Origin of the sequence: Clostridium homopropionicum DSM 5847 (genome assembly GCF_001263795.1) — a bacterium.
GTDB classification, from domain to species: domain Bacteria; phylum Bacillota; class Clostridia; order Clostridiales; family Clostridiaceae; genus Clostridium_H; species Clostridium_H homopropionicum.
The window spans coordinates 22,214-48,156 of record NZ_LHUR01000015.1 but is presented as its reverse complement, the minus strand read 5'-3'; the positions used below and the strand labels follow the sequence as shown (position 1 = coordinate 48,156).

Genomic DNA, 25,943 nt, shown 5'->3' with positions numbered 1-25,943 from the left:
ATCAACTAAATAACTTTAAAGTATTCAACCATAGAATTTAGGTTTTCTGTCATTGTAGAAAGAGTCTTTGATGTGGAAGATACTTCTTTAATGACATATGTCTGTTCCTCTATGTTAGCATTAATTTCTTGAGTGGTAGAAAAGAGATTTTGTGTATTTACTACAATACCATGCATATTTTCGGAGATATTACTTGATTGCTTAGCCTGCTCAACTGTTTGAGAAGAGATTTCTTCTATTTTTTCTATAAGAATATTCATATTATCTATAACGAGTTTAATTTGATTTTTTGTATCCATTGATACAGCTATGCCCTCTTTTACTTTATCTTCTGTTAAGGAAATACTATTTACTGCAACTTCAGTTTTAGATTGAATCTCAATAATCATATTTTCAATACTATTAGCAGCAGAAGCGCTTTCTTCAGCTAGCTTCTTAACTTGATCTGCTACAACAGAGAAACCCTTACCATGTTCTCCAGATCTAGCAGCTTCTATAGCTGCATTCAATGCCAACATATTAGTTTGGTTTGCTATATTAGTAATTAGAGAAGTTATGCTTTCAATTTTATTTGATAATACATCAAGTTCATATATAACACCTTTAACTTGTGCAGTAGAGGTTTGAATATCTGACATAGCTAAAGCAGCTGTTTCCACGGATCTTCTTCCTTTATCTGCATAATCTTTAAGAGCAAAGGAATTAGTCTTGGTTTCTTCTGCAAATATAGATACTTTATTTGAACTTGCTGAAATAGCTTGTATACTTTTATTGATTTCTTCTACAGCAGAAACAATATCTTGTATATTATCAGAAGAATTTGAAACCTTTTCTCCTATTTCAGTTGTAGTATTACTAGTATTATGCATTGCTGAAGCTAACTGTTCACTTCCTAAAGCTACTTCATTAGAGGTTAATTTTATTTGGGTTACAATATCTTTAAGTTTCATTCCTGTGTTATTTAAGGCATTAACTAGTACCCCTATTTCATCTGTAGCTTTTACATTTAGGCGATCTGTTAAGTTTCCTTTGGCTAAGTCTTTAGCAAAATTAACACTTTTCTTTAGTGGTTTGACTATTGATGAGGATATAGTTACTGCTAAGATAATGCTTATAATAAGTGCAACAGCAGTAAATATGATAACTAGAATAATAACTCTTTCATAAATCAATACGCTACTATCATATTTTTGTTTTGCTTCTTCAAGTTTATGCTCAGCTATCTCATCTATAGTTTTTTCTATAGTTGAAAATTTAGCAGAATTATCTTTAGAGATCTCGTAAGCTTCAGAATATTTAAAGGACATACTCTTATCTATAGCTTCTAATTGCTGTTTTTTTACTTTGATTATATCCTCTAGCAATGAATCAATTTGTTTGTTATCACTTTCGTGAGACATGCTTTTAAATTCATTAAGATTCTCAATAATTCCTTTAGAATAATACTCTTCTAAATGGGATGCATGTTCCTTCTTTTCAGCAATAGTTGGTGATAAAATAACATTCTTCTCTGAGCGTTGAACTATAGCTATGTAATATTGAGCATCTTTAATAAAGTTAATTCCCTTTACCTGGTCATGATACATTTTTTCTACATTTTGATTTATTTCACTTAATTGATATATGCCTACGGAACCTAGCAAGAAGATCAGGAATGTAGTAATACCAAAGGCTAAAAATAGTTTTTTTCTAATGCTGTCCATTTAATTACCCCCCATAATATTTATATTTACATAGTAGCTATATTACTAATATCATCACCGCAAATACTTTGCTTTCTTGGAGCAGTAGATGTATTAGATATATATTAAATTATTGTTGCTAGAACTTCTATGGTATATCCAGAACTTTTTGCTAGCTTTAATTTGACTAGAGATACTCATAAATTCCTCAAGTATATAACTAATGAATTGAGTATGTTTATCCTGATTGTAAAAAAGTAAACTAAATTATGGATAAAGTATATAAAAAAGATATGTTGATTTTATGAATATTTCTAAAAAGTAGAAGTATGGTAGATGCAATATTAGTTTTTATGTATAGGGAACATAATTATAAAGAAATAATATGTTTTGTAATATTATAAAAAAGGAGTGTTAATATGTTTGGTACAATAAAATAAATTTCAAGTATGCATAGATGCTTGCACAAAATGCGCACAGGCATGCTATGAGTGCTATAATGCATGTCTAAACGAGCCGGACTTAAATGCAAGAAAAAACTGTGTGAATATACTAGTTGAATGTGCTATGATGTGTCAAATGTCAGCAGCAACTATGTAATTTAATCTATTCAAAATACTAAATAATGATACCCTATTATATAGATAAAAAACTATTTAATAGGGTGTTTTTATTTAAAAAATATATATAAATAAATTATTTACTAATAAGACAAAATAATTTTAAAACGAAAATGCTATGATGAGATAAAAAATTTATGGGATTTTTTACTTCTTCATATTTTCTTCATAACATTTCATTATTATTAACTTATAGATAAATACTATAAGGAGTTGGATTATATGAATTTCAGGGGAACAGTTACTAGAAATAATTCCCTTGACAGTTTTTTGAAAAGGGGTTATATCGCAGTCGCACCACCCGCACGGGGTGGGGGGATAATAAAGGAGATATAATTATGAACGAGGAAAGAAAAAAAGCTTTAACATCATTAAAAACTGCCAAGGGACAAATTGATGGAATTATCAAAATGCTAGAAGATGAGAGATATTGCGTTGATATATCTAATCAGATTATTGCTTCACAAGCTCTTTTAAAAAAGGCAAATATGCTAATTTTAAAGCAGCATATGCATCATTGTGTAAAGGATGCTATTATGGAAAATGATGCTAATAGAAAAATAGATGAAATAATTGTTATTTTAGAAAAGGTAATTCAAAAGTAATTTTAGAGAGGGTGTATATTATGTTAAATTTTATAAAGGAATATTTTAAAAAATCTATAAAGAAAATGGCACAAGAAAATGAAAAAAATTTTGGTAAAGGTAAGTTGGATTGTTGTGATTTAAATAAAGCTAATAATGCAGCAAAGAAAGCTAATACTCAAGATAAGTAGAGAAAAAGAGGTGAAGGTCTTGGATAAAAATCTTAAAATAGAAGGAATGACCTGTGCAGCTTGCGCAAAGGCTATAGAAAGAGTTACAAAGAAATTAGATGGAGTTGTAGAATCAAATGTAAATTTTGCAACAGAAAAATTAAATATTAGTTATGATCCCTTAAAGGTTAGGGTTTCAGATATTAAGAAAGCGGTAGAAAAGGCTGGATATAAAGCTGTAGAAGAAGAAACTACTGTAGATTCAGATAAAGAAAGAAAAGAGAAAGAAATAAGGTTACTTTGGACGAAGTTTATTATTGGAGCAATTTTTACTGTGCCATTACTTGTTATTACTATGGGACATATGTTTGGTGAAGCCTTTGGATTTAAGCTTCCAATAGTCATAGATCCTATGATGAATCCTAGAAACTTTGCTTTAATCCAGTTAATACTTGTTATACCAGTTATGATAGCAGGTCACAAGTTCTTTACAGTAGGTTTTAAATCCTTATTTAGAAGAAGTCCTAATATGGATTCCCTAATAGCCATTGGAACTTCCGCTGCATTCTTATATGGAATATTTGCGATAGTACAGATTTATGGTGGAAACACAGAGTATGCTAAGGATTTATATTTTGAGGCAGCCGGTGTAATCATAACGCTAATAACACTTGGTAAGTATTTGGAAGCAGTTACAAAGGGTAAAACATCAGAAGCTATTAAGAAACTTATGGGACTTGCTCCCAAAACAGCTATCATTATAAGGGATGGCATAGAAATAGAAACTCCTATTGAAGAAGTTGAAGTAGGGGATATAATACTCGTAAAACCAGGAGAAAAAATGCCTGTAGATGGAGAAGTAGTAGAAGGTTCTACCTCTGTAGATGAATCTATGCTTACAGGAGAGAGCATACCAGTAGAAAAGAATATTGGAGATAAAATAATTGGAGCAAGTATCAATAAAAATGGTTCTATAAAATATAAGGCTACTAGAGTTGGTAAAGATACTGCACTTGCTCAAATAATAAAACTTGTAGAAGATGCTCAAGGGTCTAAAGCTCCAATTGCAAAAATGGCAGATATAATTTCAGGTTACTTTGTTCCAGTAGTTATGGGAATTGCTCTTATTTCAGCCTTAGCGTGGTATTTCATTGGTGGAGAAACAGGAATATTCGCTTTAACTATATTTATTTCGGTACTTGTTATTGCTTGTCCTTGTGCATTGGGACTTGCAACTCCAACTGCTATTATGGTTGGTACAGGTAAGGGCGCTGAATATGGTGTATTAATAAAGAGTGGTGTTGCTCTAGAAACAGCTCACAAAATACAAACAATAGTATTTGATAAAACTGGTACTATTACAGAAGGTAAACCAAAGGTAACTGATATGGTTGTTACAGATGGTATAAAAGGAGATGAATTACTACAATTAGCTGCATCAGCAGAAAAAGGTTCAGAACACCCACTTGGAGAAGCTATAGTAAAAGGTGCTGAGGAAAAGGGCATAGAATTTAAGAAAGTTGATTTCTTTAAAGCAATACCTGGTCATGGCATAGAAGTTAAGATAGATGGTAAAGATATACTATTAGGTAATAGAAAGTTGATGGTTGAAAGTAATATATCCCTAGAAGATCTAGAGGAAACTTCACACAATCTTGCAGGAGAAGGTAAGACTCCAATGTATGTGGCTATTGAAGGCAAGTTAGCAGGAATAGTTGCTGTTGCCGATACAGTTAAAGAAAACAGCAAAAGGGCAATAGAACAACTTCATAAAATGGAGATTGAAGTTGCCATGATTACTGGAGATAATAAGAGAACTGCAGAAGCTATAGCAAAACAAGTTGGAATAGATAGAATTCTTGCAGAAGTTCTCCCACAAGATAAAGCAAATGAAGTTAAAAAACTTCAAGCAGAAGGCAAAAAGGTAGCTATGGTTGGTGATGGTATAAATGATGCTCCAGCTCTAGCACAAGCAGATATAGGTATAGCAATAGGTTCAGGTACAGATGTCGCCATGGAATCAGCTGACATAGTTCTTATGAGAAGTGATTTAATGGATGTACCCACTGCAATACAATTAAGTAAGAAAACTATACTAAACATTAAAGAAAACTTATTCTGGGCATTTGGGTACAATACTTTAGGTATACCAGTAGCAATGGGAATACTATATATATTTGGAGGACCACTTTTAAACCCAATTATTGCAGCTGCTGCTATGAGTTTTAGCTCAGTATCAGTACTATTAAATGCACTTAGATTAAAAAGATTTAAAACAGCAAGATAAGTAGAGAACCCAAATCTATGATTTGGTGTGAGTCACTTAAGCAGAAATCTCAAATCTTTGATTTGAGGATGGTCGCTTACTCTTTGAGTACTGATTCTAGGAATGAGAAGGAGTTTCCTATTAGTAATTAAAATATAAATATATATGGAGGTAATAATTATGAAAAAGAAAATATTAATAGAAGGAATGAGCTGTGGACATTGCGTTAATCATGTTAAAGAGGCATTAAGTGAACTTAATGGAGTAACTAGTGTAGATGTAAATTTAGCTTCTAAATCAGCAGTAATAGAAGCATCTGAAGATGTAAAAGATGAGGAAATAAAGTTTGCTATTGATGATGTAGGATACGATGTAGTTAGAATAGAAGTATTATAATTTAGAAAAGAGCCTTGAAATGAAACCAATAAAAAAATTAGAAATAACAACATGGGATAAAATAATAATAGTAGTTCTGTTAATACTAAGTATTTTGCCAGCAGCAGTTTTAATGATAACTAAATCTAATAGTCAAAGCAGTCGTATTGTTATTAAAGTTGATAATAAATTGGAAAAAAGTATTCCATTGAATAATCAAGGTAAAAGTAAAATTTATGAGTTTAACTTTAATAAAAATATAGGATATGTCGAAGTAGAAAATGGAAGAGTAAGGATGCTTGAAATGAACAAGGAGATTTGTCCTAATGCTATTTGTTCAGACACAGGGTGGATAGATAAGGGTTACCAGAGTATCGTATGTCTTCCTAATAATATTGTGGTTACAATTGAAGGAAACAAAAATGAAAGTATAGATGCTTGGGTATATTAAAAAGATGATATAAAACCTTAAAGTATTATTAGAAAGCAAATATGAAGAAGGAAGGATTAGTTCGCTTCCTTCTTTTGTTTTTTGAGCATAAATATAATAGTTTTTTATAATTTATATTTTTGAATTAAATTGTCAAATCTTCATAAAATCTTTAAAAAAAATTACTATAATAACGATAAGTTTAAAATTCTTATATATCAAGTAATTATGGTAGTTATTATAAGTAGAAGAATAGCTAAAACATAATAGTTAGCAATATTCAACATAAAATCAATAGTTAAGAGGTGAGATTGCATATGAAAAACATTTTAATAATTGAAGATGAAGAGAAGGTATCTGGGGTACTAAAAGCTTATTTGGAAAAAGAAGGATATACAGTACATTGTACAACTAAAGGTCTTGAGGGAATTCAATTGTTTAAAAAAATAGAATTTAAGTTAGTAATTCTAGATTTAATGCTTCCAGATTTAAGTGGAGAAGAGGTATGTAAAATTATAAGAGAAACTTCAGATGTCCATATATTTATGCTTACTGCTAAAGGTACTTTAACAGATAGAATTGATGGTCTAAATATTGGAGCTGATGAGTATTTAGTTAAGCCTTTTAGCCCTAGAGAGCTAACTGCTAGAGTTAATGCATTGTTTAGAAGATTAATTACAGCAAGTGATTCTTCGATTCTTTCATTTGATAATAATATGTTAATTATAGATTATGAGAAAAGAATGGTTAAGCTTAATAATAAAGAAATTACTTTTACTCCAAATGAATTTGATATTTTATATGCACTTGCAGTTAATAAGGGAATAGTTCTTACACGAGAACAACTTATAGATAAAGTCTTTGGAGTTGATTTTGAAGGTTTTGATAGAACTATAGATGTACACATAAAAAATATTCGAAAAAAATTAGAGGAAGATACTAGAAAGCCTAGATACATTATTACTGTAATGAGAGTTGGATATAAGTTTGGTGGTGAGAATTAGATGCAATCTATCAGAAGAAGATTAAGTGTTATACTTGTTGCTTGTTCTATTGCAGCTATATTACTTGTAACCCTTTTTGTAAATGTAACTATAAATAATAAATTTAACAAATATTTAGATGATATTAAAAATAAGAGGAATGAAAGAATTGTAGGGTATTTTGAAGAGATATATAAGAGAGAAGGAAAGTGGGATGAGAATTCTGGGACAGAGTTAATGAATGAAGCCTACATGGGGAACTATTGTTTAACACTTAGAGATAACAATAAGAAAGTTGTATGGGGAATGAATCCAGAAGATATAAGATATAAATTTCACCTAAATACTATGTTAGTAAAAGATAAAGGTGTATATATATCACAAACTTTTGAAATTAAAAGGGAAGGTAAAATAGTCGGATTTATAGATATAGGACAATACTCTTCAGTTTTACTTACTGAGGAAGATGTAAACTTTAAGGTAGCTATAAATAAAAGCATTTTTGCTAGCAGTATAATGACACTGATAATTATAATAAGTATTAGTTTGTATTTTTCTAAACAATTATCTGTACCCATTAAAGAAGTTGCTAATATGTCTGTAAACTTGTCTAAGGGAAAATTTGATTTTCGAACTAAAACTAAAAGTAATATAGAGGAATTAGAAGATTTGAGAAAGAGTGTAAATATACTTGCAGAAAAGCTAAATCATCAAGAAATGCTTAGGAAACGCTTAGTATCAGATATATCTCATGAAATTAGAACACCACTAAATATACTTCAAAACAATTTAGAAGCTATGATAGATGGAGTTTTTGAAATTAATGAAGAAATATTAATAAGCTTAAATGAAGAAGTTATAAGGTTTGGGAAATTACTAAATAATCTAGACATACTAAAGGAATTTGAAACTGAAAGTATAGCATTAGCTCTAGAAACAATAGCATTAGATGACCTTCTTGAGGGTATCTATAAGGATTTTATAAGAATAGCTGAGAATAAAGGAATAAATCTTATATATGAAACAGAGTTATTAGAAAATTATAATATTATTGGAGATAAGGATAAATTAAAGCAAGTATTTATAAATCTAATTTCTAATGCACTTAAATTTACTAGGGAAAAGGGAAATATATTAATTAATTTATACGGTGATAACAAAAATATTGTTGTAGAAATTAAAGATAATGGCATGGGAATTAAGAAAGAAGATTTACCTTATATATTCGAACGCCTATATAGAGGAGATAAAAGTAGACATGAAATTGAAGGTAATGGTATAGGATTAACTATTGTAAAGAACATATTGCAACTTCATTCTGCAAGTATAGATGTAGAAAGTGAGGAAGGAGTGGGTACTACTTTTAGAGTATATTTTAATAGATTTACTAATGCTCAATAAATTAGGGATGCAGATATGATATAGTAAAGAAATACTATAGTCTATAAAAAGGCTTTGAAATGAAATTAATATATAAAAAGTTATTAAAGAAGATATATGGCGTGAAAAATAATTTTAAGAAAACCTCTTGTACATTAATAAAATCAATGTACAAGAGGTTTTCCATCTCTTACCATGACTAAAGGTGAAACTAAACCTCCGGCTCCAAGTAATGAACTCAACGTTTTTAAGCCGGATTTAAATTTCAGAGTTATCTTGCTTTAGGTTTTCTCTTGTTATAAATAACACCTTTATAAATTTCTTTTTCTTCTATATTAATATTAAATTGTCTCGTATATTTATTTATAAAAGATACTTCTCTTTCAGTAACAATTGAAATGGCTGTTCCGCTTTCTCCAGCTCTTCCAGTTCGCCCAACCCTATGAAGGTAGTTTTCAGGTTCCTCTGGAAGGTCTAAGTTAAAAATATGAGTTACTCCTTTTACATCAAGACCCCTAGCGGATAAATCAGAAGAAACTAGAATTTTAATTTTACCAGTCCTGAAGCTATCAATAGCTGTTTTTCTTTCTTCCTTGGAAGCATTTCCGTATATAGCTTCAGCTTTTACCTTATGATATTGAAGCTTTGAGGTAGTTAATCGAGTCTCTTCATTTTTATTTATAAATACAATTGCTTTCTCTGGATTAATTGATGCTATGAGTTTTCTTAAAAGCTCAATTTTATCCCTGTTTTCACATTTAAAATACATGTGAGTAATATTAGGATTTACTTTTACTGTCTCTTCTGCTTTTAAAAATACTGGAGATTTCATTAATTCCTGTGCAACACTGAGAGTCTTACTATTGATAGTGGCTGAAAAGACCATAAGCTGTCTATCTCTCATAGTAGTTTTAATGACGTCTTTTACTAATGGTAAATTGTTTTGATCAAGTAATTTATCACCTTCATCAATAACAATAGTCTTAATTGTATGAGCAGTTATTTTCTTCTTTTTTATTAACTCTAAAATCCTTCCGCTGGAACCTACTATTATATGAGGCTTTTCTTTAAGCTTCTCAATCTGTCTTTTGATATTTACCTCTCCAATTATAGGTGCTGAAGTTACTGGAGTATTAGAGTTTTCTGCTAAAGCAGTAATTTCTCTATCAATTTGCATAGCCAGTTCATGTGTTGGAGCTAAGATAATTGCTTGCATTTCTCTTTTAGTTAAATCTACTTTTTGAAAAATAGGAAGTAGATAAGCAAGTGTTTTACCGCTGCCAGTTTCTGATTGACCAATAATATCTTTATTTAATAAAGCTTCAGGTATAGCTTTTTCTTGTATACTAGTGGGTTTTATAATATGAAGTTTATTTAGACCTGTTACTATAGCTTCATTTAATCCTAATTCCTGAAATGATTTATTACTCATATTTCATATTTGTCTCCTTATAGTTAATTTGGAATATAAGAATTTTACGACGTAAAATTCTTAGTGACCAGTAACCAATTCCCAGTAACCAGTTTTATTAATCCTACTGGCAACTGGTTACTGGTTACTAAAGAAAAATGCGTCGCATTTTTCATCTATTTAACATAAAAAATCTATATAATTCTATACTTAGTGTATCACTTTGTCAAACACAATATATACAAAATTATTTTAAATATCTATTGTATAATGATATTGGATATGTTACACTGAGAAAGTAAGTAATGAACAATTACTTGGAAAGATTTAATATGGTTAACAACATTTCCTCTTTTTAGGAACATAGTGTAATCAAATTTTAAATCTAATATCTTATAAAAAGGAGGAATGTTGAAATGGCAGATAAGACATTAGTATGTAAAGATTGTGGAAAAGAATTCGTTTTCACTGAAGGAGAACAAAATTTCTACAAGGAAAAAGGTTTTGATAATGAACCACAAAGATGCGTAGATTGCAGAAAAGCAAGAAAGCAACAAAACAACAATAGAGGATTCAGAAGATAATAACTTCGAATGCTATACCCTATAAGATTGATCTCTTATAGGGTTTTTGTTATTTTATAGATAATATTATTAAAATTGAAGATTATTAAATATAATTTAACTTAAGAGAAGTATATCTGGAAATTTAAAAGGAAATAACTAGTAATTAGTCGGTTACTTGTGGTATACTATAGATAAATCTCAACTACTCATTTTTATTATTACCTAAAAGTAGTTATTATGCTTATGATAAGTAGTTGATTTTGTGACCTTGTGACAAATTGATACATAGCTTTAACCATTAGATTGATCCGTTGGACTGAGCCATCTAAACGATTTCAATATGATAGTCAGAATATTCATATAATATTATTTTATAACAGGATAATATAAAAGTATATGGTTATTTTGAAGACACTTATGAAAATGCGTATATTATTGATACGGTCGTTACACATTGTATCAATTTGGACGTATGTATAAAAATAAGACAAGTAACGGATGCTTTAAACTATTATTAGAGTAAATTTTCAGTGAATTTTCAGACTTATCACTTATTTAAAAAAAATTGAATCTGCTTACGGCCAAAGTTTACAAGGCTTTTAATAAAAAAGTAAAAATGTATGTTAAATATCTTGATCATTTGGCACAGGAGTTGCTTATATAAATACATGTAAACGTAATACATAAAATTTTTAAGGAGGTACAAGATGGTAGTTTTTTTACAAAACATAATTTCAGGTCTTGAGACTGGTGCACTTTATGCATTGGCAGCTTTGGGGTTAGTGCTAATATTCAAGACTTCAGACGTTATCAACTTTGCACAAGGGGACATGGCAATGTTTTCAGCCTTCGTTGCATATAGGATTTTCGAAAAGCATGTACCTTATTGGGGGGCAGTAATAGGAGCGTTAGTCTTTGCTGCAGTATTTGGATACATAATTGAAAGGTTGTTCTTAAGACCAGCTGTTAAGGCCTCGATTATTAATAAGTTAATAATCACCATGGGTCTGGTAATGGTTGTACAAGGCTTAGCGGTAATTTTCTTCGGAACAGAGGATTATTACTTAAGAAAAGCTATTGAATCTAACAACATAAATGTTGATGGAGTAATAATTCAACCAAATGCAATATTTATTATAGTTTTAATTCTTGCAATCGTATTTATATTTAACTATCTTGTTAAGAAAACTAAGTTTGGTATATCAATAAGAGCTACTGCTGAAAAAGATATGACAGCTAGAATGATGGGAATACCAGTTAGCTCAGTTTACTCAAGATCTTGGATGATAGCTACAGCTCTTGGAGCACTTGCTGGAATTCTAGTTGCACCTAAAACTCAAGTAAGCGTTACCATGATGGCAGACATACATATGAAATCATTTATAGCAGCAGTTGTTGGAGGATTCTCAAGCTTCATTGGACCTGTTGCAGGTGGATTCATAATGGGTATAGCAGATAATATGGTTGGATACTATATATCATTAGACTGGAAAACAGTAATTGTTTACGGATTCCTTATCGTAATGCTTCTAGTTAAGCCAGCAGGATTATTCGGCGAAATTATCAGGAAGAAGGTGTAGTGATGAAGGTATTACAAGACAAAAGAATTCAATTTATACTTACAGGAATACTTTTCGTATTGCTTGTAAATGTATTACCACTTAAATCTTCAACTTATACAATGTTAACAAGCTGCGTTATTTATTCAATTGCAGCATTAGGATTCAATGTTTTACTTGGATATACAGGACAAATATCACTTGGACATGCTGCCTTTATAGGCTTAGGTGCATATGTGTCAGCCTTTGTAACTCAAGATTTGAAGCTTCCATTCTTAGTTGGGTTACTTGCAGCAGGAGTTGTTCCAATAATACTAGGTTTAATACTTGGACTTGCAGCTCTTAGACTCGAAGGACACTTTTTAGCAATTGCTTCTTTAGGCTTTGGTGTTGCAGTTCAACAAACCTTTAAGGTATTGACTGCTTTAACAGGTGGATTTACTGGTAAAACAGCACCATCTGCTGTAATCTTCGGTACCAAATTAAAAGGTGGTCCAGAGTATTTAGCCTTTGCTGTAATCGTACTTGTTATTTTATGTATATTTGTATATAATATATATAATTCCAAAACTGGAAGAGCTTTCATAGCCATGAGAGACAGTGTTCACGCTGCACAAGCTATGGGTATTGACGTAGTAAAATATAAATTAATAGCATTCTCAATAAGTGCTTTTTATTCAGGAATTGCAGGATCAATATATATGCACTTAGTTAAATATACTCAACCAGATGTATGGGGAATTGTATTATCAATAAACCTTTTAGGAATGGTTGTAATTGGTGGACTTGCATCAATTGGTGGCAGCATAATCGGTGCTTCATTTATCACATTGATGCCTCACATTATATTAGAAATACCTGGTCTTAAAGATATACCAAGCTCGGCCACAATATTTACTGGTCTAGCAATAATATTAGTTATTAGATTCATTCCAGAAGGAGTAATCCACGTAATTGGAAGAGTAAAAGGCAAAATCTTTAAGAGCGGAGGTAAAAAGAATGAGCTTACTGAAAGTACAGAATCTGTCAATTAGCTTTGGTGGTTTAAAAGCCGTAGACAGCTTAAATTTTGAAGTTCCACAAAATTCAATATATGGACTAATCGGTCCAAACGGTGCTGGTAAAACAACAGTTTTCAACTGCATTAGTAGATTTTATACACCTGATGAAGGTAGTGTAATGTTCTACCCAGATGGAAATGAAGTAGATCTTTTAAAATTAAAGGTTCACGAAGTTGTTAGCAAGAAAATGGTTAGAACTTTCCAAAACGTTGAACTTGTAAAGATGATGTCAGTTATGGACAATCTTCTTATAGGTCTTCATCATGAAATAAAGACAAACTTTTTCCAGGAAGCTTTAGGTCTAGCTAAACTTAAGGAAAAAATGTATCACGACAAAGCAAGAGAAGTTTTAAAATTCTTAGGACTTGAAAAGATTGAAAATGAAATAGCTGGAGCACAAGCTTATGGTGTTCAAAAGCTTATAGAGCTTGGAAGAACATTAATGTCTGATCCTAAGCTTATAATACTTGACGAGCCTGCTGCAGGTATGAACCATACAGAAACAGAAGCTCTTGCAGTGTTAATCAAGAGAATAAGAGATGAACTGGGAATTTCCGTTTTACTAGTTGAGCATGATATGGCCCTAGTAATGAAAATATGTGAAAGACTATGCGTTATCAGCTTTGGTAAAAAGATAACTGAAGGAACTCCAGAAGAAGTTCAAAATAATAAAGAAGTACAAGCTGCATATCTTGGAGGTGAAGAATAATGCTAGAAATACAAGGATTGCATGCATACTATGGATTTGTTCATGCCCTAAAGGGATTAAATATTAAAGTTGGTAAGGGTCAAGTTGTAACCTTGCTTGGCGCAAATGGAGCAGGAAAAACTTCAACTCTTAAATGTATATCTGGAGTATTAAGACCGTCACAAGGAAAGATAGTTTACAAGGACAAAGATATTACACACGAGAGTATAGAAAATATAGTTAAAGCTGGGATTGTACAATCTCCAGAAGGAAGGCAAGTTTTTTCAACTTTAAGTGTTAAAGACAACCTTATGGCAGGAGCATTTACAATTAATGATACTAAAAAGGTTCAAGAAAACTTAGAATTGGCATATAGCTATTTCCCAAGATTAAAGGAAAGAGAAAAGCAATATGCAGGAACACTTTCAGGAGGAGAACAGCAAATGCTAGCCATCGCTAGAGCTCTAATGGCATCACCAGAGCTTCTTATCCTAGATGAGCCTTCACTTGGACTTGCTCCACTTATAGTAAAGGATATTTTTAGAATTGTTAAAGAAATTAACAAAACTGGTACAACTATATTACTAGTTGAACAAAATGCAAAACAAGCATTAGGAGTTTCTGATTACGCATATGTATTAGAAACAGGAAAAATTCTTTTCGAAGGACCAGCTAAACAAATGGAAAATGATGAGAATATTAAGAAAGCTTATTTAGGAGCTTAACTTAATTATATATTAATATTCTACATAAAATTTAAGGAGGGTATTTAATGAAAAAGGTAGTAGCGTTAGTATTAGGATTAACAATGGCTTTATCTGTAGTAGGTTGCGGAAGTCAAGCAGCTAGCTCAGACAAAACAAAAAAAGAAACTGCACAAGGAATATTAGCTGACAAGGTTGTTGTTGGTTCTTCTGGAGCACAACAAGGAGCTTATGCTTTCATAGGAAAACCTTACTATGATGCAATGAAAGCTTATTTCCAAGAATTAAATGAAAAAGGCGGAGTTAATGGAAAGAAAATAGAACTAAAAGTTTTAGAAGATGAGTTCAAACCAGAAAATGCTATTGCAAATGTTCAAAAGCTTATAAATGATGAAAAAGTATTCTCAATAGTTGGATTATTCGGAACTCCTGGTGTTAAAGCTGCAGTTCCTACAATCAAAGATGCTGGAATCCCTGCTGTTTACTTTGCAACAGGAGCAGCAATAACAACTAAGAGTGGTCCAAACTTCTTCCCAGTTCAACCTAACTATATCTATGAAGGAAAATTAATGGCAATGTATGCTAACACTTACTTCAAAGCTAAGAAAGTAGCCGTTGTTTACAGAAATGACGACGCTGGTGTTGATGGACTTGCAGGATTTGAAGATGGATTAAAACAATTAGGAAAATCTGATATACTTGTTCAAAAGGTATCAATGGATGTAGGAACTACAGATGCTACAGCACAAATTGCTAAAGTTAAAGAATCAGGTGCTGATTTAGTCATAGCTTATGCATTAAGTGGAGAACTTTCAGTTATATTAAAAGAAGTTGAAAAAGCAGGTTTAAATGTTCCAATGCTTACTACTTATTCAAACGTATCTGACAGCTTTGTTAATGCAAACGCTAAAGCTGCTCCAAATGCAATTAAAAACCTACACGGTTTATCATGGGTTGATACTACAAGACCAGCTACTAAAACATTTGCTGATGTTACAAAGAAACACTTCCCAGAGGCTACTGTAAATGCTTATGCAATGTCTGGATGGATAGCTGCAGAAACATTTACAAAAGGACTTGAATTAGCTCTTAAAGACAACAACAATAGCTACGATGGACTTACTTGGGAAGGATATATAGCTGCTATGGGCAAACTTAACTACACAGAAGGTATCTTAAACAAGATAGCTTATCCAAATGGTGAAAGAAACGGTGCTACTAACATGTCAGTTGCACAAGCTTACGACACTGGCAAAACTGATGCTAAGGGTGCAAAAGTTTGGTCTTGGAAGAGTGTAACTGAATTCCAAGAATTCACAAAATAATAGTTTAAATTTAAAGAGTGTATCTTTTGGATACACTCTTTTTAGTCGCTAATCGCTAATAGCTAATCTCTAGGTTTATATGTAAATCCATAGAGAATAGAAACTAGTGACTAGCGATTATTTATTGTGGTTTACTGATAAACATTTGACAAAACATATTTCCATAAGGTCCACCCTTTTTTATTCCAAGACCAATATGGGTGAAATCAGGATTTAATATGTTTCTTCTGTGTCCAGGAGAATTCATTAATGAATTATGAGCATTAGCTACATTTTGATTTCCAGCAATGTTTTCGCCAGCTGCTACATAATTAATACCAAAAGATTTCATCATGTCAAAAGGACTTCCGTATTTTGGGGAGTTGTGACTGAAATAATTATTATCAATCATGTCCTGTGCCTTTACTCTAGCACAATTAGAAACCTCAGTGTCAAGCTTTAATGGTTGAACATTATTTTGAGCACGAGCTTCATTAATAAGCTTTAGCATTTGTTGCTCTTCAGAAGTTGCTGCATAGGTATTATTTGCACTTGGAGTCTTAGGGGCATTTGGTGCTTGAGGTGTTGTTCCAGCAGCTGATGGAGGCATTGCAGGCTTTTTATCATCTGAAACAATTGCCTTACAATCTCCACTAGGAACAAATCCGATTTTATTATCTGGAAGCTTTACAGCATACCAATCTCCTACTTTACTTAAAACATCATGAGTATTGTTCTTGTTTGTTGTTTGTAAAACTGGAGAGTCAGGAGAAACGCCAGTCCTAATATTACTAACATCAGAAGTAATCTTTATTTTATCAATATCTCCTAATTGGAAAACTGAAGATTCAACTCCACCAATTGCTTGCTTTTGGGCAGTTCTATTTTGATTTTGTCTTCTAGCAGTTTGGTTTCTAGTGCAAGCAATAGAGAAAATTGATAGTATAACTAAAGCTAAAACTAAAAGTCTTTTTTTCATTAGTAAACCTCCTTAAAATATTTTAATAAAAACTACATTAATAGTATTAGGAAATTAAATAAATTTATTAAGTAAAGTTTTTCTTAAATAAAAGATATAAATACAAAATAGGATTTATGTGGATTAATTTACATACAATACACATAATATTAATAAAAATGAATAAATTTAAAATGAAAATTGCAATAATATCAATACAGTGGTATAATTTTATAGTAAATTTATAATTTTTTTATTAAAAAAGGGGGAAAAAAATTATGAAAAGGAAGATATTAGCAACAGTGCTTGTACTGGCTGTATCGGCTTCTATGCTGCTCTCAGGTTGCGGCGGCAAGGGGACTAATACTGCAGATGCAAGTAAAGCAAAAACTTTAGTATTTGCACAAGGAGCAGATCCAAGAGGATTAGACCCAGCTTTTGTAGATGATGGTGAATCAGCAAAAGTAATTGTAAACGTTTATGACGGGCTACTAAAGTACAAAAAGGATTCCACAGAATTAGAACCAGGCCTAGCAACAGAATGGACAATAAGTCCTGATGGAAAGGAATATACCTTTAAACTACGTCAAGGAGTAAAATTCCATGATGGAACTGATTTCAATGCTGAAGCAGTTAAGTTCAGTATAGAAAGACAGCTTCCGCCAAAGAGAACAGATGATATGCCTTATGCATCTTTTACTTATGGACCAGTTGATAAAGTTGTAGTAGTAGATACTTATACAGTTAAAATACTTTTAAAGGAAGCATATACTCCATTCTTATCTAACCTTGCAATGGCGCTTGCAGCTCCAATTGTAAGTCCTGCAGCTGTACAAAAATATGGTGACAAATTTATAGAAAATCCAGTAGGAACAGGTCCTTTCAAATTTGTAAAATGGGATAAAGGACAATCAATACAACTTGAAAGAAACGACGACTATTGGGGAGAAAAAGCAAAAGTTGGTAAGCTTATATTCCAATTTACAAAGGAAAACTCTGTAAGAGCGACACAACTTATTACAGGAGCAGTAGATATAATTGATGGTGTAGATTCTAACAACGTAGCAGAAATCGAAAAAGCTGGAGCAGTAATGGCAGAAGATGAAGGAATGAACATCAACTATATGGCATTTAATACATCAAGAGCTCCATTCAATGATGCTAAACTTAGAGAGGCAATAAGCCATGCTATTAATAGAGAAGAATTAGTTAAATTCTTATATCAAGGCTATGCAAAAGTTGCAAACAGCTATATGCCAAGCTTTATTCCAGGATATAATGATAAGGTAACTCCTTATGAATACAATCCAGAAAAAGCTAAGGCTATGTTAAAGGAATTAGGAAAAGAAAACTTAGAAATAAATATGATAGTTTACTCTAACCCAAGACCATATAATCCAGCAGGACAAAAACTAGCTGAATCTATCCAAGGTTACTTATTAAAAGTTGGTATTAAATCTAAAATAAATGTTTATACATGGACAGAATACAAGAAGAAAACTCAACAAGGTGAAGGAGACATATTATTCTACGGATGGACAGGAGATAATGGTGATCCTGATAACTTCTTATCATTACTTGACTCAAATGAAATTGCATCAAGCTTAAACGTAGCAAAATTCAAGAATGCTGAAGTTGACAAGCTATTAAAAGCTGCAAGAGGAACACCAAACGGAGCAGAAAGAGACAAAATGTACCAAGACATTCAAACAATAGCAACAAAAGAAGCACCATGGCTTCCAATTTCTAATGCTAAGAGCATGGCTGCTTATTCTAAGAAGGTAACAGGCTTTAAGTATCATCCAACAGGAGTTATATTCTTCAATGGAGTAGATAAGCAATAGTCTGTAATTAGAAAATAAAGAAATGGGAACCCCTTTGGGATTTCCATTTTCTTTGTTTAAAGGTAGGAGGTCACACAAATGTTTAAATATACAATTAAGAGGCTAATAATGCTTTTACCTGTTCTATTTGGAGTATCAGTAATAGTTTTTATAGTAATGCGTGTATTTGCCTCTGATCCAACAAGTATAATTTTAGGACAACATGCAACAACAGAACAAATAGCTAATCTGCGTGAAGAGCTTGGATTAAATCAACCTCTTTATATGCAATATATTGATTTTTTAAAGGGAATTTTACATGGAAATTTAGGAAATTCTCTTATAACTAAAACCTCTGTAACACAGGAACTTCTTTCAAGATTTCCGGCAACAGTAGAACTTGCAATAGTTTCTATAATATTAGCATCTATAGTTGGTATTACAGTGGGGGTTATTTCAGCTGTTAAACAAAACAGCATAATTGATTACATAAGCATGGTATTATCCCTTCTTGGTGTATCAATGCCTATATTTTGGCTTGGATTAATGTTAATAGTACTTTTCTCAGTAAACATGGGATTATTACCGCCAGCAGGAAGAATTCAAATTGGAATGGAACCTGCTCATATAACTGGCTTATACTTACTAGATAGCTTAGTAACTGGAAATATGGAAGCATTTAAGAGCTCCTTAAGCCACATTATTTTACCAGCTGTGGCTCTAGCTTCATATTCTACTGCTATTATAGCTAGAATGACTAGATCTACTATGTTAGAAGTTATAAGACAAGACTACATACGTACAGCAAGAGCTAAGGGCGTATTTGAAAATGTAATTATTTTAGGACATGCACTTAGAAATGCTTTAATTCCTATAATTACAGTAATTGGACTTCAACTTGGTTCTCTTCTTGGTGGAGCTGTTTTAACAGAAACAGTTTTTGCTTGGCCAGGAGTAGGAAGCTATACTATAGAATCAATTTTGAAATCTGACTATCCTGTAGTTCAAGGAGCTGTTATGATGCTTGCAGTAATATTCGTTTTGGTTAATCTGCTTGTGGACTTGCTATATTCACAATTAGACCCAAGAATAAAATATTCTTAAGGGGGCTTTTACATATGGAAAAAAACACTAGTGAAATGAAAATGGCTAAGCTTGATAAAAGCAGTGAAAAAGCCTCACAATTTAAAGAAATGTTTGGAATGCTAATAAAAAATAGGGCAGCCTTAGTAGGGATGATTATAATAATATTTCTCGTTATTATAGCGTTGATAGGAAAATTTATAGAGCCTTTTGACCCTAATGTAGGACAATTATCTGAGAGTTTACAAGCACCATCATCAGCACACTTGCTTGGTACTGATGAGCAAGGAAGAGATATTTTAAGTAGAATTATTGATGGTACAAGTATTTCCTTAAGAGTTGGAGTCACTTCTGTTACCTTTGCTTTAACTATAGGAATAATACTAGGTTCTATCGCAGGATATTATGGCAAAAGAGTAGACATGATCATAATGAGAATTATGGATATGATTCTAGCTTTCCCTTCTTTACTACTTGCAATTGCTTTTATGACAGCTCTAGGACGTGGTATTGACAAAGCTATTATTGCTATAAGTATAGTAACAATACCTGAGTACGCTAGAATAGTAAGAAGTTCAATTCTTTCAATAAAGGAAAGTGAATATGTTCAAGCTGCTAGAGTAATAGGTAATAGAGATTCTGCTATAATTTTCAAGCACATTTTACCTAATGTTATTTCACCTATTGTTGTACGTGCTACCCTCGGAATCTCCTCAGCTATCCTAGATACAGCTGCTCTAGGTTTCTTAGGACTTGGTGTTCAACCGCCAGCTGCAGAGTGGGGAAGTATGCTAGGATCAGGAAGAACTTATTTTTTCAACGCCCCTCATATAGTTCTATTCCCAGGAATAGCTATAACAATTACAGTGCTTGCTTTTAACTTATTTGGTGATGGGCTTAGAGATGCTCTTGATCCAAAACTTCGTAACTAGGGGGGATTATAATGCTATTAGATGTTAAGAATCTTAAGACACAATTTAAAACAAAAAATGGCGTGGTAAATGCAGTAAACGGGGTAAGCTTCTCAGTTGAAGAAGGTGAAGTCGTTGCTATAGTAGGTGAATCAGGAAGCGGAAAAAGCGTTACCTCCCTTTCCATAATGAGATTAATTGATAGACCAGGAGAAATTACTGGAGGAGAAATTATATTTGAAGGTGAGGATTTATTAAAGAAGAGCAAAAAAGAGATGCAAAATATCAGAGGAAATAAGATTTCAATGATATTCCAAGAGCCAATGACTTCTTTAAATCCTGTATATACAATTGAAAAACAGCTTTGTGAAACTTTAATAAGACACAAAAATTTATCAAAAAAGGATGCAGCTCAAGAGGCTGTAAAGCTATTAGAATTAGTAGGTATACCTTCACCGGAAAAAAGGGTAAAAGAATATCCTCATCAAATGAGTGGTGGTATGAGACAGCGTATTATGATTGCCATGGCACTTGCCTGCAGTCCAAAGCTATTAATTGCTGATGAACCAACAACTGCTTTGGATGTAACTATTCAAGCACAAATTTTAGATTTGATGTTAAATTTAAAAGATAAATTTGGTACATCCATATTACTTATAACTCATGATTTAGGGGTAGTTGCTGAAACTGCCGATAAGGTTGTAGTAATGTATTGCGGTGAAGCGGTAGAAAAAAGCTCAGTAAATGAACTGTTTGCAAAGCCTCTTCATCCTTATACTGAAGGACTTTTGATGTCTATACCTAAAATTGATGATGAAAAGAATAGACTATTTATGATAGATGGAGTTGTTCCAAATCCATTAGATTTGCCTGAAGGTTGTGCATTTAGTACAAGATGTGTAAAATGCTTTGACAGATGCAGAAAAGAGAAACCGCAGTTAGTCAAAGTTGGAGATAGAGAAGTTAGATGCTTTTTATATAATGAAGAGGGGGAGATAAGTAATGAGTGAGGTTTTACTTGAAGTTAAAAATCTTAAAAAATATTTCCCTATAAATTCAGGATTTTTTGGCAAGGTTACAAATCACGTTAAAGCTGTAGATAATGTAAGCTTTGATATTTTTAAAGGAGAAACCTTAGGTCTAGTTGGAGAATCTGGTTGCGGAAAATCTACTACAGGAAGAATGCTAGTTAACCTACTAGAGCCAACCAGTGGAGAGATAATCTTTAATGGGGAAGATATAACAAAGATAAATAGCAAAAGAAGAAAAGAACTTAGAAAAGAAATTCAAATTATATTCCAAGATCCATATGCCTCTTTAAATCCAAGAATGACCATTGGAAATATAATTGCTGAGCCTATGAAAGTAAACAATATAGCAGAGGGAGAACAGCTAGAAAAAAGAGTCAAGGAGTTATTAGAATGTGTAGGACTTGCATCTTACCACAGAAATAGATATCCTCATGAATTCAGTGGAGGACAAAGACAAAGAGTTGGTATTGCTAGAGCACTAGCAGTAAACCCTAAATTGATTGTCTGTGACGAACCAGTATCAGCTTTGGACGTTTCAGTTCAAGCACAGGTTTTGAATCTTTTAGACGACCTGCAAAAGGAATTTCATTTAACATATTTATTCATAGCTCATGGATTAAATGTAGTTAAGCATGTAAGTAATAGAGTTGGAGTAATGTACCTTGGAAAACTTGTAGAGCTTGGAAAGGACACTAATCTATACAAGAATCCGAAACATCCTTATACTCAAGCATTACTTTCTGCAATTCCTGTACCTGATCCAACTAGAAAAAGCGAAAGAATTATTCTAACAGGGGATGTACCAAGTCCTATAAATCCTCCAAAGGGATGTTCTTTCCACACAAGATGCAGCAAGTGCATGGCAAAATGCAAAGAAGTGGAGCCTGAGATGAAGGAATTAGAAGACGGACACTTTGTAGCCTGCCATTTGTATGAATAAATGAAAGGTGCCAGGCACCGGAGAAAGGAGTTTTGGATTCTCCGGTGCCTGGCACCTGATAAAAGAGATTACATATAAAAAATAAAAATCCAGTAGAATGAAAGTTCTACTGGATTTTTATGTATTTAACTTGGATTTATACTTGAAGTGGTATGTTTATTACTTTCCTCCATAAGATTTGCAATAGCATCATTTACGTGATTAGAAGCAACTATTTGTTTTTCTGATAAGGAATCTAATTTTTTTGCCTCTACATTGATCTTGTTTATTTCATGAGATAGCTTGTTCAATATTTGGTCAATTTCCTTTGAAAAACCAGCACTGTCGTTAGCTAATTTTTGAACTTCCTTAGCCACTACAGAAAAGCCTCTACCTTGTTCACCTGCTCTGGCAGCTTCTATTGAAGCATTTAGACCAAGCATATTAGTTTTACTAGATATTTCATTTACATATTTTATTATTGTATCACTTTTATTTATGTATTCATTGGAAAGCTGTGTATAGGATAATAAGTTACTGCTTAAATTCCGCAGTTCCTCTATAGTAAGGGTGATTTCTTTAATTTGGTACTCTACAAGTGATGAAGTATCATGAATAAGGGATATTTGATTATTCATCTTAGTTATATTGTCTATGTCTTTTCTAACTAAAGTCATTAGAAATAATGCTGCTTTAGAGTCGATGATAGTACATGAGTTTTCGAATTTATCCTTAACCATTTTGGAAACCTTTTCATTTCCCGTAGCTTCTATCACGATGTCCGTTTCTGAAGATCTTATGCTGTCCATACTGTCAGAATATTTTATTCCATATTTCTTTGCAAGTAAAATACCTGGAGAGTTTAAATTAGTATCTACTACCATAGTAATTTTAACGTCTTCTACATTTATAAGAGAATTCAATAAATTACTTCCGCCAACACCGGCACCGACAATTGCAATATTCAAGTTGATTCCCCCTTCTAAGTGTGATCTTGTGTAACCAAATTTTTCATATACTTTAATTATATCACAATAAATTATTAATACAATTTTGGTATGTGAATTGCTTCATTAAATTATATATAAAAATAAATGTAAAAAATTTTTATGAAGAGGTGTTATTTATGGAAATTACAATTACTGAAAAAGCTCTAAAGTATCTAAAAAAGCATAAACCTTTATCAATAATTATTTACGGAATTCCAAATGAAACAAGTGCTGGATGCAGCTGTGGCGGGAATGCTAAAAAATATTATATTCCTTCTATTCAAATGGAATTTACTAATAAGGAAAGAAGCCAATATAAAGAATTTTACTGTAATGATTATAAAATACTAATATCTAATAACATAGATATTGAAAAGAATGATAAGATAATTATTGATCTAGAAAAGATATTTTTTTCAGAAAAGCTCATTGTTAGCGGTATAAAAATAAAAATGGGATAAATTTTGTTGCAATAATTAAACGTGATGCATAATTACAACACAGAGAAAATTATGTATAATGCTCAATTTAAAAAGATAATCTAAGTGAGAAAGTAATAGTGCGTTGAAATAATGCAACAGGACAGTTATTTTATAATAAAAATACTTATATAAATCAAGGTTTTTAAAGAATGGCATGTTTATTGCTTTATATTTAGGGAAGCTTATACACTATTTTAATATAAGGGAGGAATTATTGTGAGTAATTTAGATAAGCTTAATAAAATATTATGTGATGTATTTGACTATGCAAGTGCAGATGATTTAAGTGATGAATTAGGACCAGATGAAATAGAAGAATGGGATTCTCTTGCTCATGTAGAACTTGTAACTCAAATGGAAGGTACTTTTGAAATAGGCTTTGAAGTAATTGATGTTTCAAGAATGTATACTATTGGAGATATTAAGAAGATACTTAAAAAATATGGAGTTCAACTATGACTTTTACTGATTATTTATTTGAATTCTCAAGGCAACTTGAGGATTCAGCTGTAATATTTAAAGGAGAATATAGTTACAAGGAAATATATGAAAATGTTGTAAGTATAGCTTGCTTTTTACAGCAAAAAGGATTATCCAAAAAAGATGCAGTACTATTGGTATCGGAAAACTCTATTTTTTTCATAAATAGCTATTTTGGAATAATAAAAAGCGGAGCAATTTGTGTTCCTATAAATCCTTCTTTAAGTGAAGAACAGATACAGTATATTCTTAAAGTGTTAAATATCAAATTAGTCTTTTGCGAAAAAAAATTCACCAAAAAAATTAAATCTTTGATCACTAAAGATGTAGAAATTTATACAGAAGATGATAAAGAGTATAACTCACAATCCGATGTAAATATTTACCAAAATGACAAATTAAATTATGTAAACATTAAAGAAGATGTTGCTGTAATACTATTTACTTCTGGCTCAACAGCAACTCCAAAAGGTGTAATGTTAACTCATTACAATCTAATGTATAATACTAATTCTATAATTGAATATCTAAATCTAACTAAGAATGATAGAGTTGAAGTTGTACTTCCTTTTTATTATTGCTATGGTACCTCACTTTTGCATACTCATTTTAGAGTAGGTGGAAGTCTTGTAATAAATAATAGATTTATGTTTCCGCAAACTGTAATTGATGATATTAATAAATACAATTGTACAGGTTTTGCTGGTGTACCAAGCACCTATCAAATATTGCTAAGAATGACTGATATAAAAAACAGTAAGCTTCGATCATTAAGATATATAACTCAAGCTGGTGGAAAACTTGCAGAGGTATTTATAAAGGAGCTTGTATCTATATTAGAAGGTGTAGATATATTCATTATGTATGGACAAACTGAAGCAACAGCAAGACTTTCTTACTTACCTCCAAATTTAATTAATATAAAGGCAAATTCTATAGGTAAAGGCATTCCAGGAACTGAGCTTAAGGTTATTAATAAGAATGGGGAAGAAGTAAAAAAAGATGAGATAGGTGAGGTTGTTGCAAGAGGTGGCAATATAATGAAGGGATATTTTAATGACGAAGAAGAGACTAGAAAAGTAATTAAGAATGGGTATTTATATACAGGAGACTTAGCAAAGGTAGATGAAGAGGGATATATTTATATTGTTTCTAGAGAAAAAAATATTATTAAAAGCGGTGGAAACAGGGTAAGTCCAAAAGAAATTGAAGATATAATTGTTAAGATTCCTGAGGTAGTTGAATGTGCAGTTATCGGAGTTGAGGATGATATTTTGGGGGAAGCTGTAAAAGCTTTTGTAGTTTTGACTGAAGAAAATAGCTTAATAGATTCTAAATATATAATAGATTTTTCAAGTAAGCATCTTCCAAGCTATAAAACCCCTAAATATGTAGAATTTCTAAAGAAGCTTCCTAAGAATTCTTCTGGTAAAATTCTTATAAAAAAGCTTAAGGATTTTGAAGAAGGCAAAAAGGAGAATTAA

The 25,943-nt window shown here is 31.7% G+C and carries 25 protein-coding genes and 1 pseudogene; 22 read left to right on the top strand and 4 right to left on the bottom strand.

The window, feature by feature from the left end; genetic code table 11:
• Positions 1 to 5 precede the first annotated feature (5 nt).
• A complete protein-coding gene (locus CLHOM_RS05960) occupies positions 6 to 1,703 on the bottom strand; it encodes a methyl-accepting chemotaxis protein (protein WP_052220787.1) in 1,698 nt (565 codons plus the stop codon).
• Positions 1,704 to 2,123: 420 nt separating this feature from the next.
• Between CLHOM_RS05960 and CLHOM_RS17840 the strand changes: the two are divergent.
• The 8 genes and pseudogenes from CLHOM_RS17840 to CLHOM_RS05930 all read left to right on the top strand — a co-directional run.
• A pseudogene (locus CLHOM_RS17840) lies at positions 2,124 to 2,279 on the top strand (four-helix bundle copper-binding protein); the annotation flags it as partial.
• A gap of 361 nt (positions 2,280 to 2,640) precedes the next feature.
• On the top strand, positions 2,641 to 2,907 hold the full coding sequence (locus CLHOM_RS05955; RefSeq protein ID WP_052220786.1) for a metal-sensing transcriptional repressor: 267 nt from the start codon (positions 2,641 to 2,643) through the stop codon (positions 2,905 to 2,907).
• 20 nt (positions 2,908 to 2,927) lie between these two features.
• Positions 2,928 to 3,077: an LDCC motif putative metal-binding protein gene (locus CLHOM_RS18465; protein ID WP_175478680.1), complete on the top strand. Its 150-nt coding sequence runs from the start codon at positions 2,928 to 2,930 to the stop codon at positions 3,075 to 3,077.
• 19 nt (positions 3,078 to 3,096) lie between these two features.
• Entirely contained in the window at positions 3,097 to 5,343 is a 2,247-nt protein-coding gene (locus CLHOM_RS05950; RefSeq protein ID WP_423230629.1) for a heavy metal translocating P-type ATPase, read from the top strand.
• 159 nt (positions 5,344 to 5,502) lie between these two features.
• Complete coding sequence (locus CLHOM_RS05945) at positions 5,503 to 5,718, top strand: heavy-metal-associated domain-containing protein (RefSeq protein WP_052220784.1); 216 nt, start codon at positions 5,503 to 5,505, stop codon at positions 5,716 to 5,718.
• Between the two features lie 19 nt (positions 5,719 to 5,737).
• Positions 5,738 to 6,148: a NusG domain II-containing protein gene (locus CLHOM_RS05940; protein WP_052220783.1), complete on the top strand. Its 411-nt coding sequence runs from the start codon at positions 5,738 to 5,740 to the stop codon at positions 6,146 to 6,148.
• A 296-nt stretch (positions 6,149 to 6,444) separates the two neighbouring features.
• Positions 6,445 to 7,131: a response regulator transcription factor gene (locus CLHOM_RS05935; RefSeq protein ID WP_052220782.1), complete on the top strand. Its 687-nt coding sequence runs from the start codon at positions 6,445 to 6,447 to the stop codon at positions 7,129 to 7,131.
• On the top strand, positions 7,132 to 8,511 hold the full coding sequence (locus CLHOM_RS05930; RefSeq protein WP_052220781.1) for a sensor histidine kinase: 1,380 nt from the start codon (positions 7,132 to 7,134) through the stop codon (positions 8,509 to 8,511).
• A 250-nt stretch (positions 8,512 to 8,761) separates the two neighbouring features.
• On the opposite strand, the gene CLHOM_RS05925 is transcribed toward CLHOM_RS05930, so the two are convergent.
• Positions 8,762 to 9,922, bottom strand: a complete 1,161-nt coding sequence (locus CLHOM_RS05925) for a DEAD/DEAH box helicase (protein ID WP_052220780.1) — start codon at positions 9,920 to 9,922, stop codon at positions 8,762 to 8,764.
• Positions 9,923 to 10,317: 395 nt separating this feature from the next.
• On the opposite strand from CLHOM_RS05925, the gene CLHOM_RS05920 reads away from it, so the two are divergent.
• From CLHOM_RS05920 to CLHOM_RS05895, 6 genes are all read left to right on the top strand, one after another.
• Positions 10,318 to 10,485, top strand: a complete 168-nt coding sequence (locus CLHOM_RS05920) for a zinc-ribbon domain-containing protein (RefSeq protein ID WP_052220779.1) — start codon at positions 10,318 to 10,320, stop codon at positions 10,483 to 10,485.
• 689 nt (positions 10,486 to 11,174) lie between these two features.
• Complete coding sequence (locus tag CLHOM_RS05915) at positions 11,175 to 12,047, top strand: branched-chain amino acid ABC transporter permease (protein ID WP_052220778.1); 873 nt, start codon at positions 11,175 to 11,177, stop codon at positions 12,045 to 12,047.
• Between the two features lie 2 nt (positions 12,048 to 12,049).
• Complete coding sequence (locus CLHOM_RS05910) at positions 12,050 to 13,060, top strand: branched-chain amino acid ABC transporter permease (RefSeq protein ID WP_052220777.1); 1,011 nt, start codon at positions 12,050 to 12,052, stop codon at positions 13,058 to 13,060.
• Entirely contained in the window at positions 13,026 to 13,796 is a 771-nt protein-coding gene (locus CLHOM_RS05905) for an ABC transporter ATP-binding protein (RefSeq protein WP_052220776.1), read from the top strand. Before CLHOM_RS05910 ends, CLHOM_RS05905 begins: the two co-directional genes overlap by 35 nt.
• Complete coding sequence (locus CLHOM_RS05900) at positions 13,796 to 14,500, top strand: ABC transporter ATP-binding protein (protein WP_052220775.1); 705 nt, start codon at positions 13,796 to 13,798, stop codon at positions 14,498 to 14,500. The genes CLHOM_RS05905 and CLHOM_RS05900 overlap by 1 nt, the downstream gene beginning before the upstream one ends.
• A gap of 47 nt (positions 14,501 to 14,547) precedes the next feature.
• Positions 14,548 to 15,804 carry an ABC transporter substrate-binding protein gene (locus CLHOM_RS05895; RefSeq protein WP_052220774.1) on the top strand — a complete coding sequence of 419 codons (1,257 nt, stop codon included), beginning with the start codon at positions 14,548 to 14,550 and terminating at the stop codon, positions 15,802 to 15,804.
• 121 nt (positions 15,805 to 15,925) lie between these two features.
• Here CLHOM_RS05895 and CLHOM_RS05890 read toward each other — a convergent pair whose 3' ends face one another.
• On the bottom strand, positions 15,926 to 16,762 hold the full coding sequence (locus CLHOM_RS05890) for a CAP domain-containing protein (protein ID WP_052220773.1): 837 nt from the start codon (positions 16,760 to 16,762) through the stop codon (positions 15,926 to 15,928).
• A 257-nt stretch (positions 16,763 to 17,019) separates the two neighbouring features.
• Between CLHOM_RS05890 and CLHOM_RS05885 the strand changes: the two genes are divergently transcribed.
• The 5 genes from CLHOM_RS05885 to CLHOM_RS05865 all read left to right on the top strand — a co-directional run bounded on the left by CLHOM_RS05885 (position 17,020) and on the right by CLHOM_RS05865 (position 22,529).
• The gene (locus tag CLHOM_RS05885; RefSeq protein WP_052220772.1) at positions 17,020 to 18,585 is read left to right on the top strand and encodes an ABC transporter substrate-binding protein; all 1,566 of its coding nucleotides are present in this window, start codon (positions 17,020 to 17,022) and stop codon (positions 18,583 to 18,585) included.
• Positions 18,586 to 18,663: 78 nt separating this feature from the next.
• The gene (locus CLHOM_RS05880) at positions 18,664 to 19,668 is read left to right on the top strand and encodes an ABC transporter permease (RefSeq protein WP_052220771.1); all 1,005 of its coding nucleotides are present in this window, start codon (positions 18,664 to 18,666) and stop codon (positions 19,666 to 19,668) included.
• 14 nt (positions 19,669 to 19,682) lie between these two features.
• Positions 19,683 to 20,579 carry a nickel transporter permease gene (gene nikC / locus CLHOM_RS05875; RefSeq protein WP_423230628.1) on the top strand — a complete coding sequence of 299 codons (897 nt, stop codon included), beginning with the start codon at positions 19,683 to 19,685 and terminating at the stop codon, positions 20,577 to 20,579.
• Positions 20,580 to 20,590: 11 nt separating this feature from the next.
• Positions 20,591 to 21,568, top strand: coding sequence for an ABC transporter ATP-binding protein (locus tag CLHOM_RS05870; RefSeq protein ID WP_052220770.1), 978 nt, complete (start codon positions 20,591 to 20,593; stop codon positions 21,566 to 21,568).
• A complete protein-coding gene (locus tag CLHOM_RS05865) occupies positions 21,561 to 22,529 on the top strand; it encodes an ABC transporter ATP-binding protein (RefSeq protein WP_052220769.1) in 969 nt (322 codons plus the stop codon). The genes CLHOM_RS05870 and CLHOM_RS05865 overlap by 8 nt, the downstream gene beginning before the upstream one ends.
• A gap of 125 nt (positions 22,530 to 22,654) precedes the next feature.
• On the opposite strand, the gene CLHOM_RS05860 is transcribed toward CLHOM_RS05865, so the two are convergent.
• The gene (locus tag CLHOM_RS05860; protein ID WP_052220768.1) at positions 22,655 to 23,476 is read right to left on the bottom strand and encodes a methyl-accepting chemotaxis protein; all 822 of its coding nucleotides are present in this window, start codon (positions 23,474 to 23,476) and stop codon (positions 22,655 to 22,657) included.
• A gap of 158 nt (positions 23,477 to 23,634) precedes the next feature.
• On the opposite strand from CLHOM_RS05860, the gene CLHOM_RS05855 reads away from it, so the two are divergent.
• From CLHOM_RS05855 to CLHOM_RS05845, 3 genes are all read left to right on the top strand, one after another.
• Positions 23,635 to 23,958, top strand: a complete 324-nt coding sequence (locus CLHOM_RS05855; protein WP_052220767.1) for a hypothetical protein — start codon at positions 23,635 to 23,637, stop codon at positions 23,956 to 23,958.
• 237 nt (positions 23,959 to 24,195) lie between these two features.
• Positions 24,196 to 24,438 carry an acyl carrier protein gene (locus tag CLHOM_RS05850; protein WP_052220766.1) on the top strand — a complete coding sequence of 81 codons (243 nt, stop codon included), beginning with the start codon at positions 24,196 to 24,198 and terminating at the stop codon, positions 24,436 to 24,438.
• A complete protein-coding gene (locus CLHOM_RS05845) occupies positions 24,435 to 25,943 on the top strand; it encodes an AMP-binding protein (RefSeq protein WP_052220765.1) in 1,509 nt (502 codons plus the stop codon). The genes CLHOM_RS05850 and CLHOM_RS05845 overlap by 4 nt, the downstream gene beginning before the upstream one ends.

Bases quoted from the DNA above. Each gene is read 5' to 3' on its own strand.
- CLHOM_RS05920 (WP_052220779.1), top strand. From the start codon at position 10,318: ATGGCAGATAAGACATTAGTATGTAAAGATTGTGGAAAAGAATTCGTT.
- CLHOM_RS05940 (WP_052220783.1), top strand. From the start codon at position 5,738: ATGAAACCAATAAAAAAATTAGAAATAACAACATGGGATAAAATAATA.
- CLHOM_RS05865 (WP_052220769.1), top strand. From the start codon at position 21,561: ATGAGTGAGGTTTTACTTGAAGTTAAAAATCTTAAAAAATATTTCCCT.
- CLHOM_RS05845 (WP_052220765.1), top strand. From the start codon at position 24,435: ATGACTTTTACTGATTATTTATTTGAATTCTCAAGGCAACTTGAGGAT.
- CLHOM_RS05895 (WP_052220774.1), top strand. From the start codon at position 14,548: ATGAAAAAGGTAGTAGCGTTAGTATTAGGATTAACAATGGCTTTATCT.
- CLHOM_RS05905 (WP_052220776.1), top strand. From the start codon at position 13,026: ATGAGCTTACTGAAAGTACAGAATCTGTCAATTAGCTTTGGTGGTTTA.
- CLHOM_RS05900 (WP_052220775.1), top strand. From the start codon at position 13,796: ATGCTAGAAATACAAGGATTGCATGCATACTATGGATTTGTTCATGCC.
- nikC (WP_423230628.1), top strand. From the start codon at position 19,683: ATGGAAAAAAACACTAGTGAAATGAAAATGGCTAAGCTTGATAAAAGC.
- CLHOM_RS05880 (WP_052220771.1), top strand. From the start codon at position 18,664: ATGTTTAAATATACAATTAAGAGGCTAATAATGCTTTTACCTGTTCTA.
- CLHOM_RS05935 (WP_052220782.1), top strand. From the start codon at position 6,445: ATGAAAAACATTTTAATAATTGAAGATGAAGAGAAGGTATCTGGGGTA.
- CLHOM_RS05890 (WP_052220773.1), bottom strand. From the start codon at position 16,762: ATGAAAAAAAGACTTTTAGTTTTAGCTTTAGTTATACTATCAATTTTC.
- CLHOM_RS05925 (WP_052220780.1), bottom strand. From the start codon at position 9,922: ATGAGTAATAAATCATTTCAGGAATTAGGATTAAATGAAGCTATAGTA.
- CLHOM_RS05960 (WP_052220787.1), bottom strand. From the start codon at position 1,703: ATGGACAGCATTAGAAAAAAACTATTTTTAGCCTTTGGTATTACTACA.
- CLHOM_RS05885 (WP_052220772.1), top strand. From the start codon at position 17,020: ATGAAAAGGAAGATATTAGCAACAGTGCTTGTACTGGCTGTATCGGCT.
- CLHOM_RS05955 (WP_052220786.1), top strand. From the start codon at position 2,641: ATGAACGAGGAAAGAAAAAAAGCTTTAACATCATTAAAAACTGCCAAG.
- CLHOM_RS05855 (WP_052220767.1), top strand. From the start codon at position 23,635: ATGGAAATTACAATTACTGAAAAAGCTCTAAAGTATCTAAAAAAGCAT.
- CLHOM_RS05870 (WP_052220770.1), top strand. From the start codon at position 20,591: ATGCTATTAGATGTTAAGAATCTTAAGACACAATTTAAAACAAAAAAT.
- CLHOM_RS05910 (WP_052220777.1), top strand. From the start codon at position 12,050: ATGAAGGTATTACAAGACAAAAGAATTCAATTTATACTTACAGGAATA.
- CLHOM_RS18465 (WP_175478680.1), top strand. From the start codon at position 2,928: ATGTTAAATTTTATAAAGGAATATTTTAAAAAATCTATAAAGAAAATG.
- CLHOM_RS05945 (WP_052220784.1), top strand. From the start codon at position 5,503: ATGAAAAAGAAAATATTAATAGAAGGAATGAGCTGTGGACATTGCGTT.
- CLHOM_RS05915 (WP_052220778.1), top strand. From the start codon at position 11,175: ATGGTAGTTTTTTTACAAAACATAATTTCAGGTCTTGAGACTGGTGCA.
- CLHOM_RS05930 (WP_052220781.1), top strand. From the start codon at position 7,132: ATGCAATCTATCAGAAGAAGATTAAGTGTTATACTTGTTGCTTGTTCT.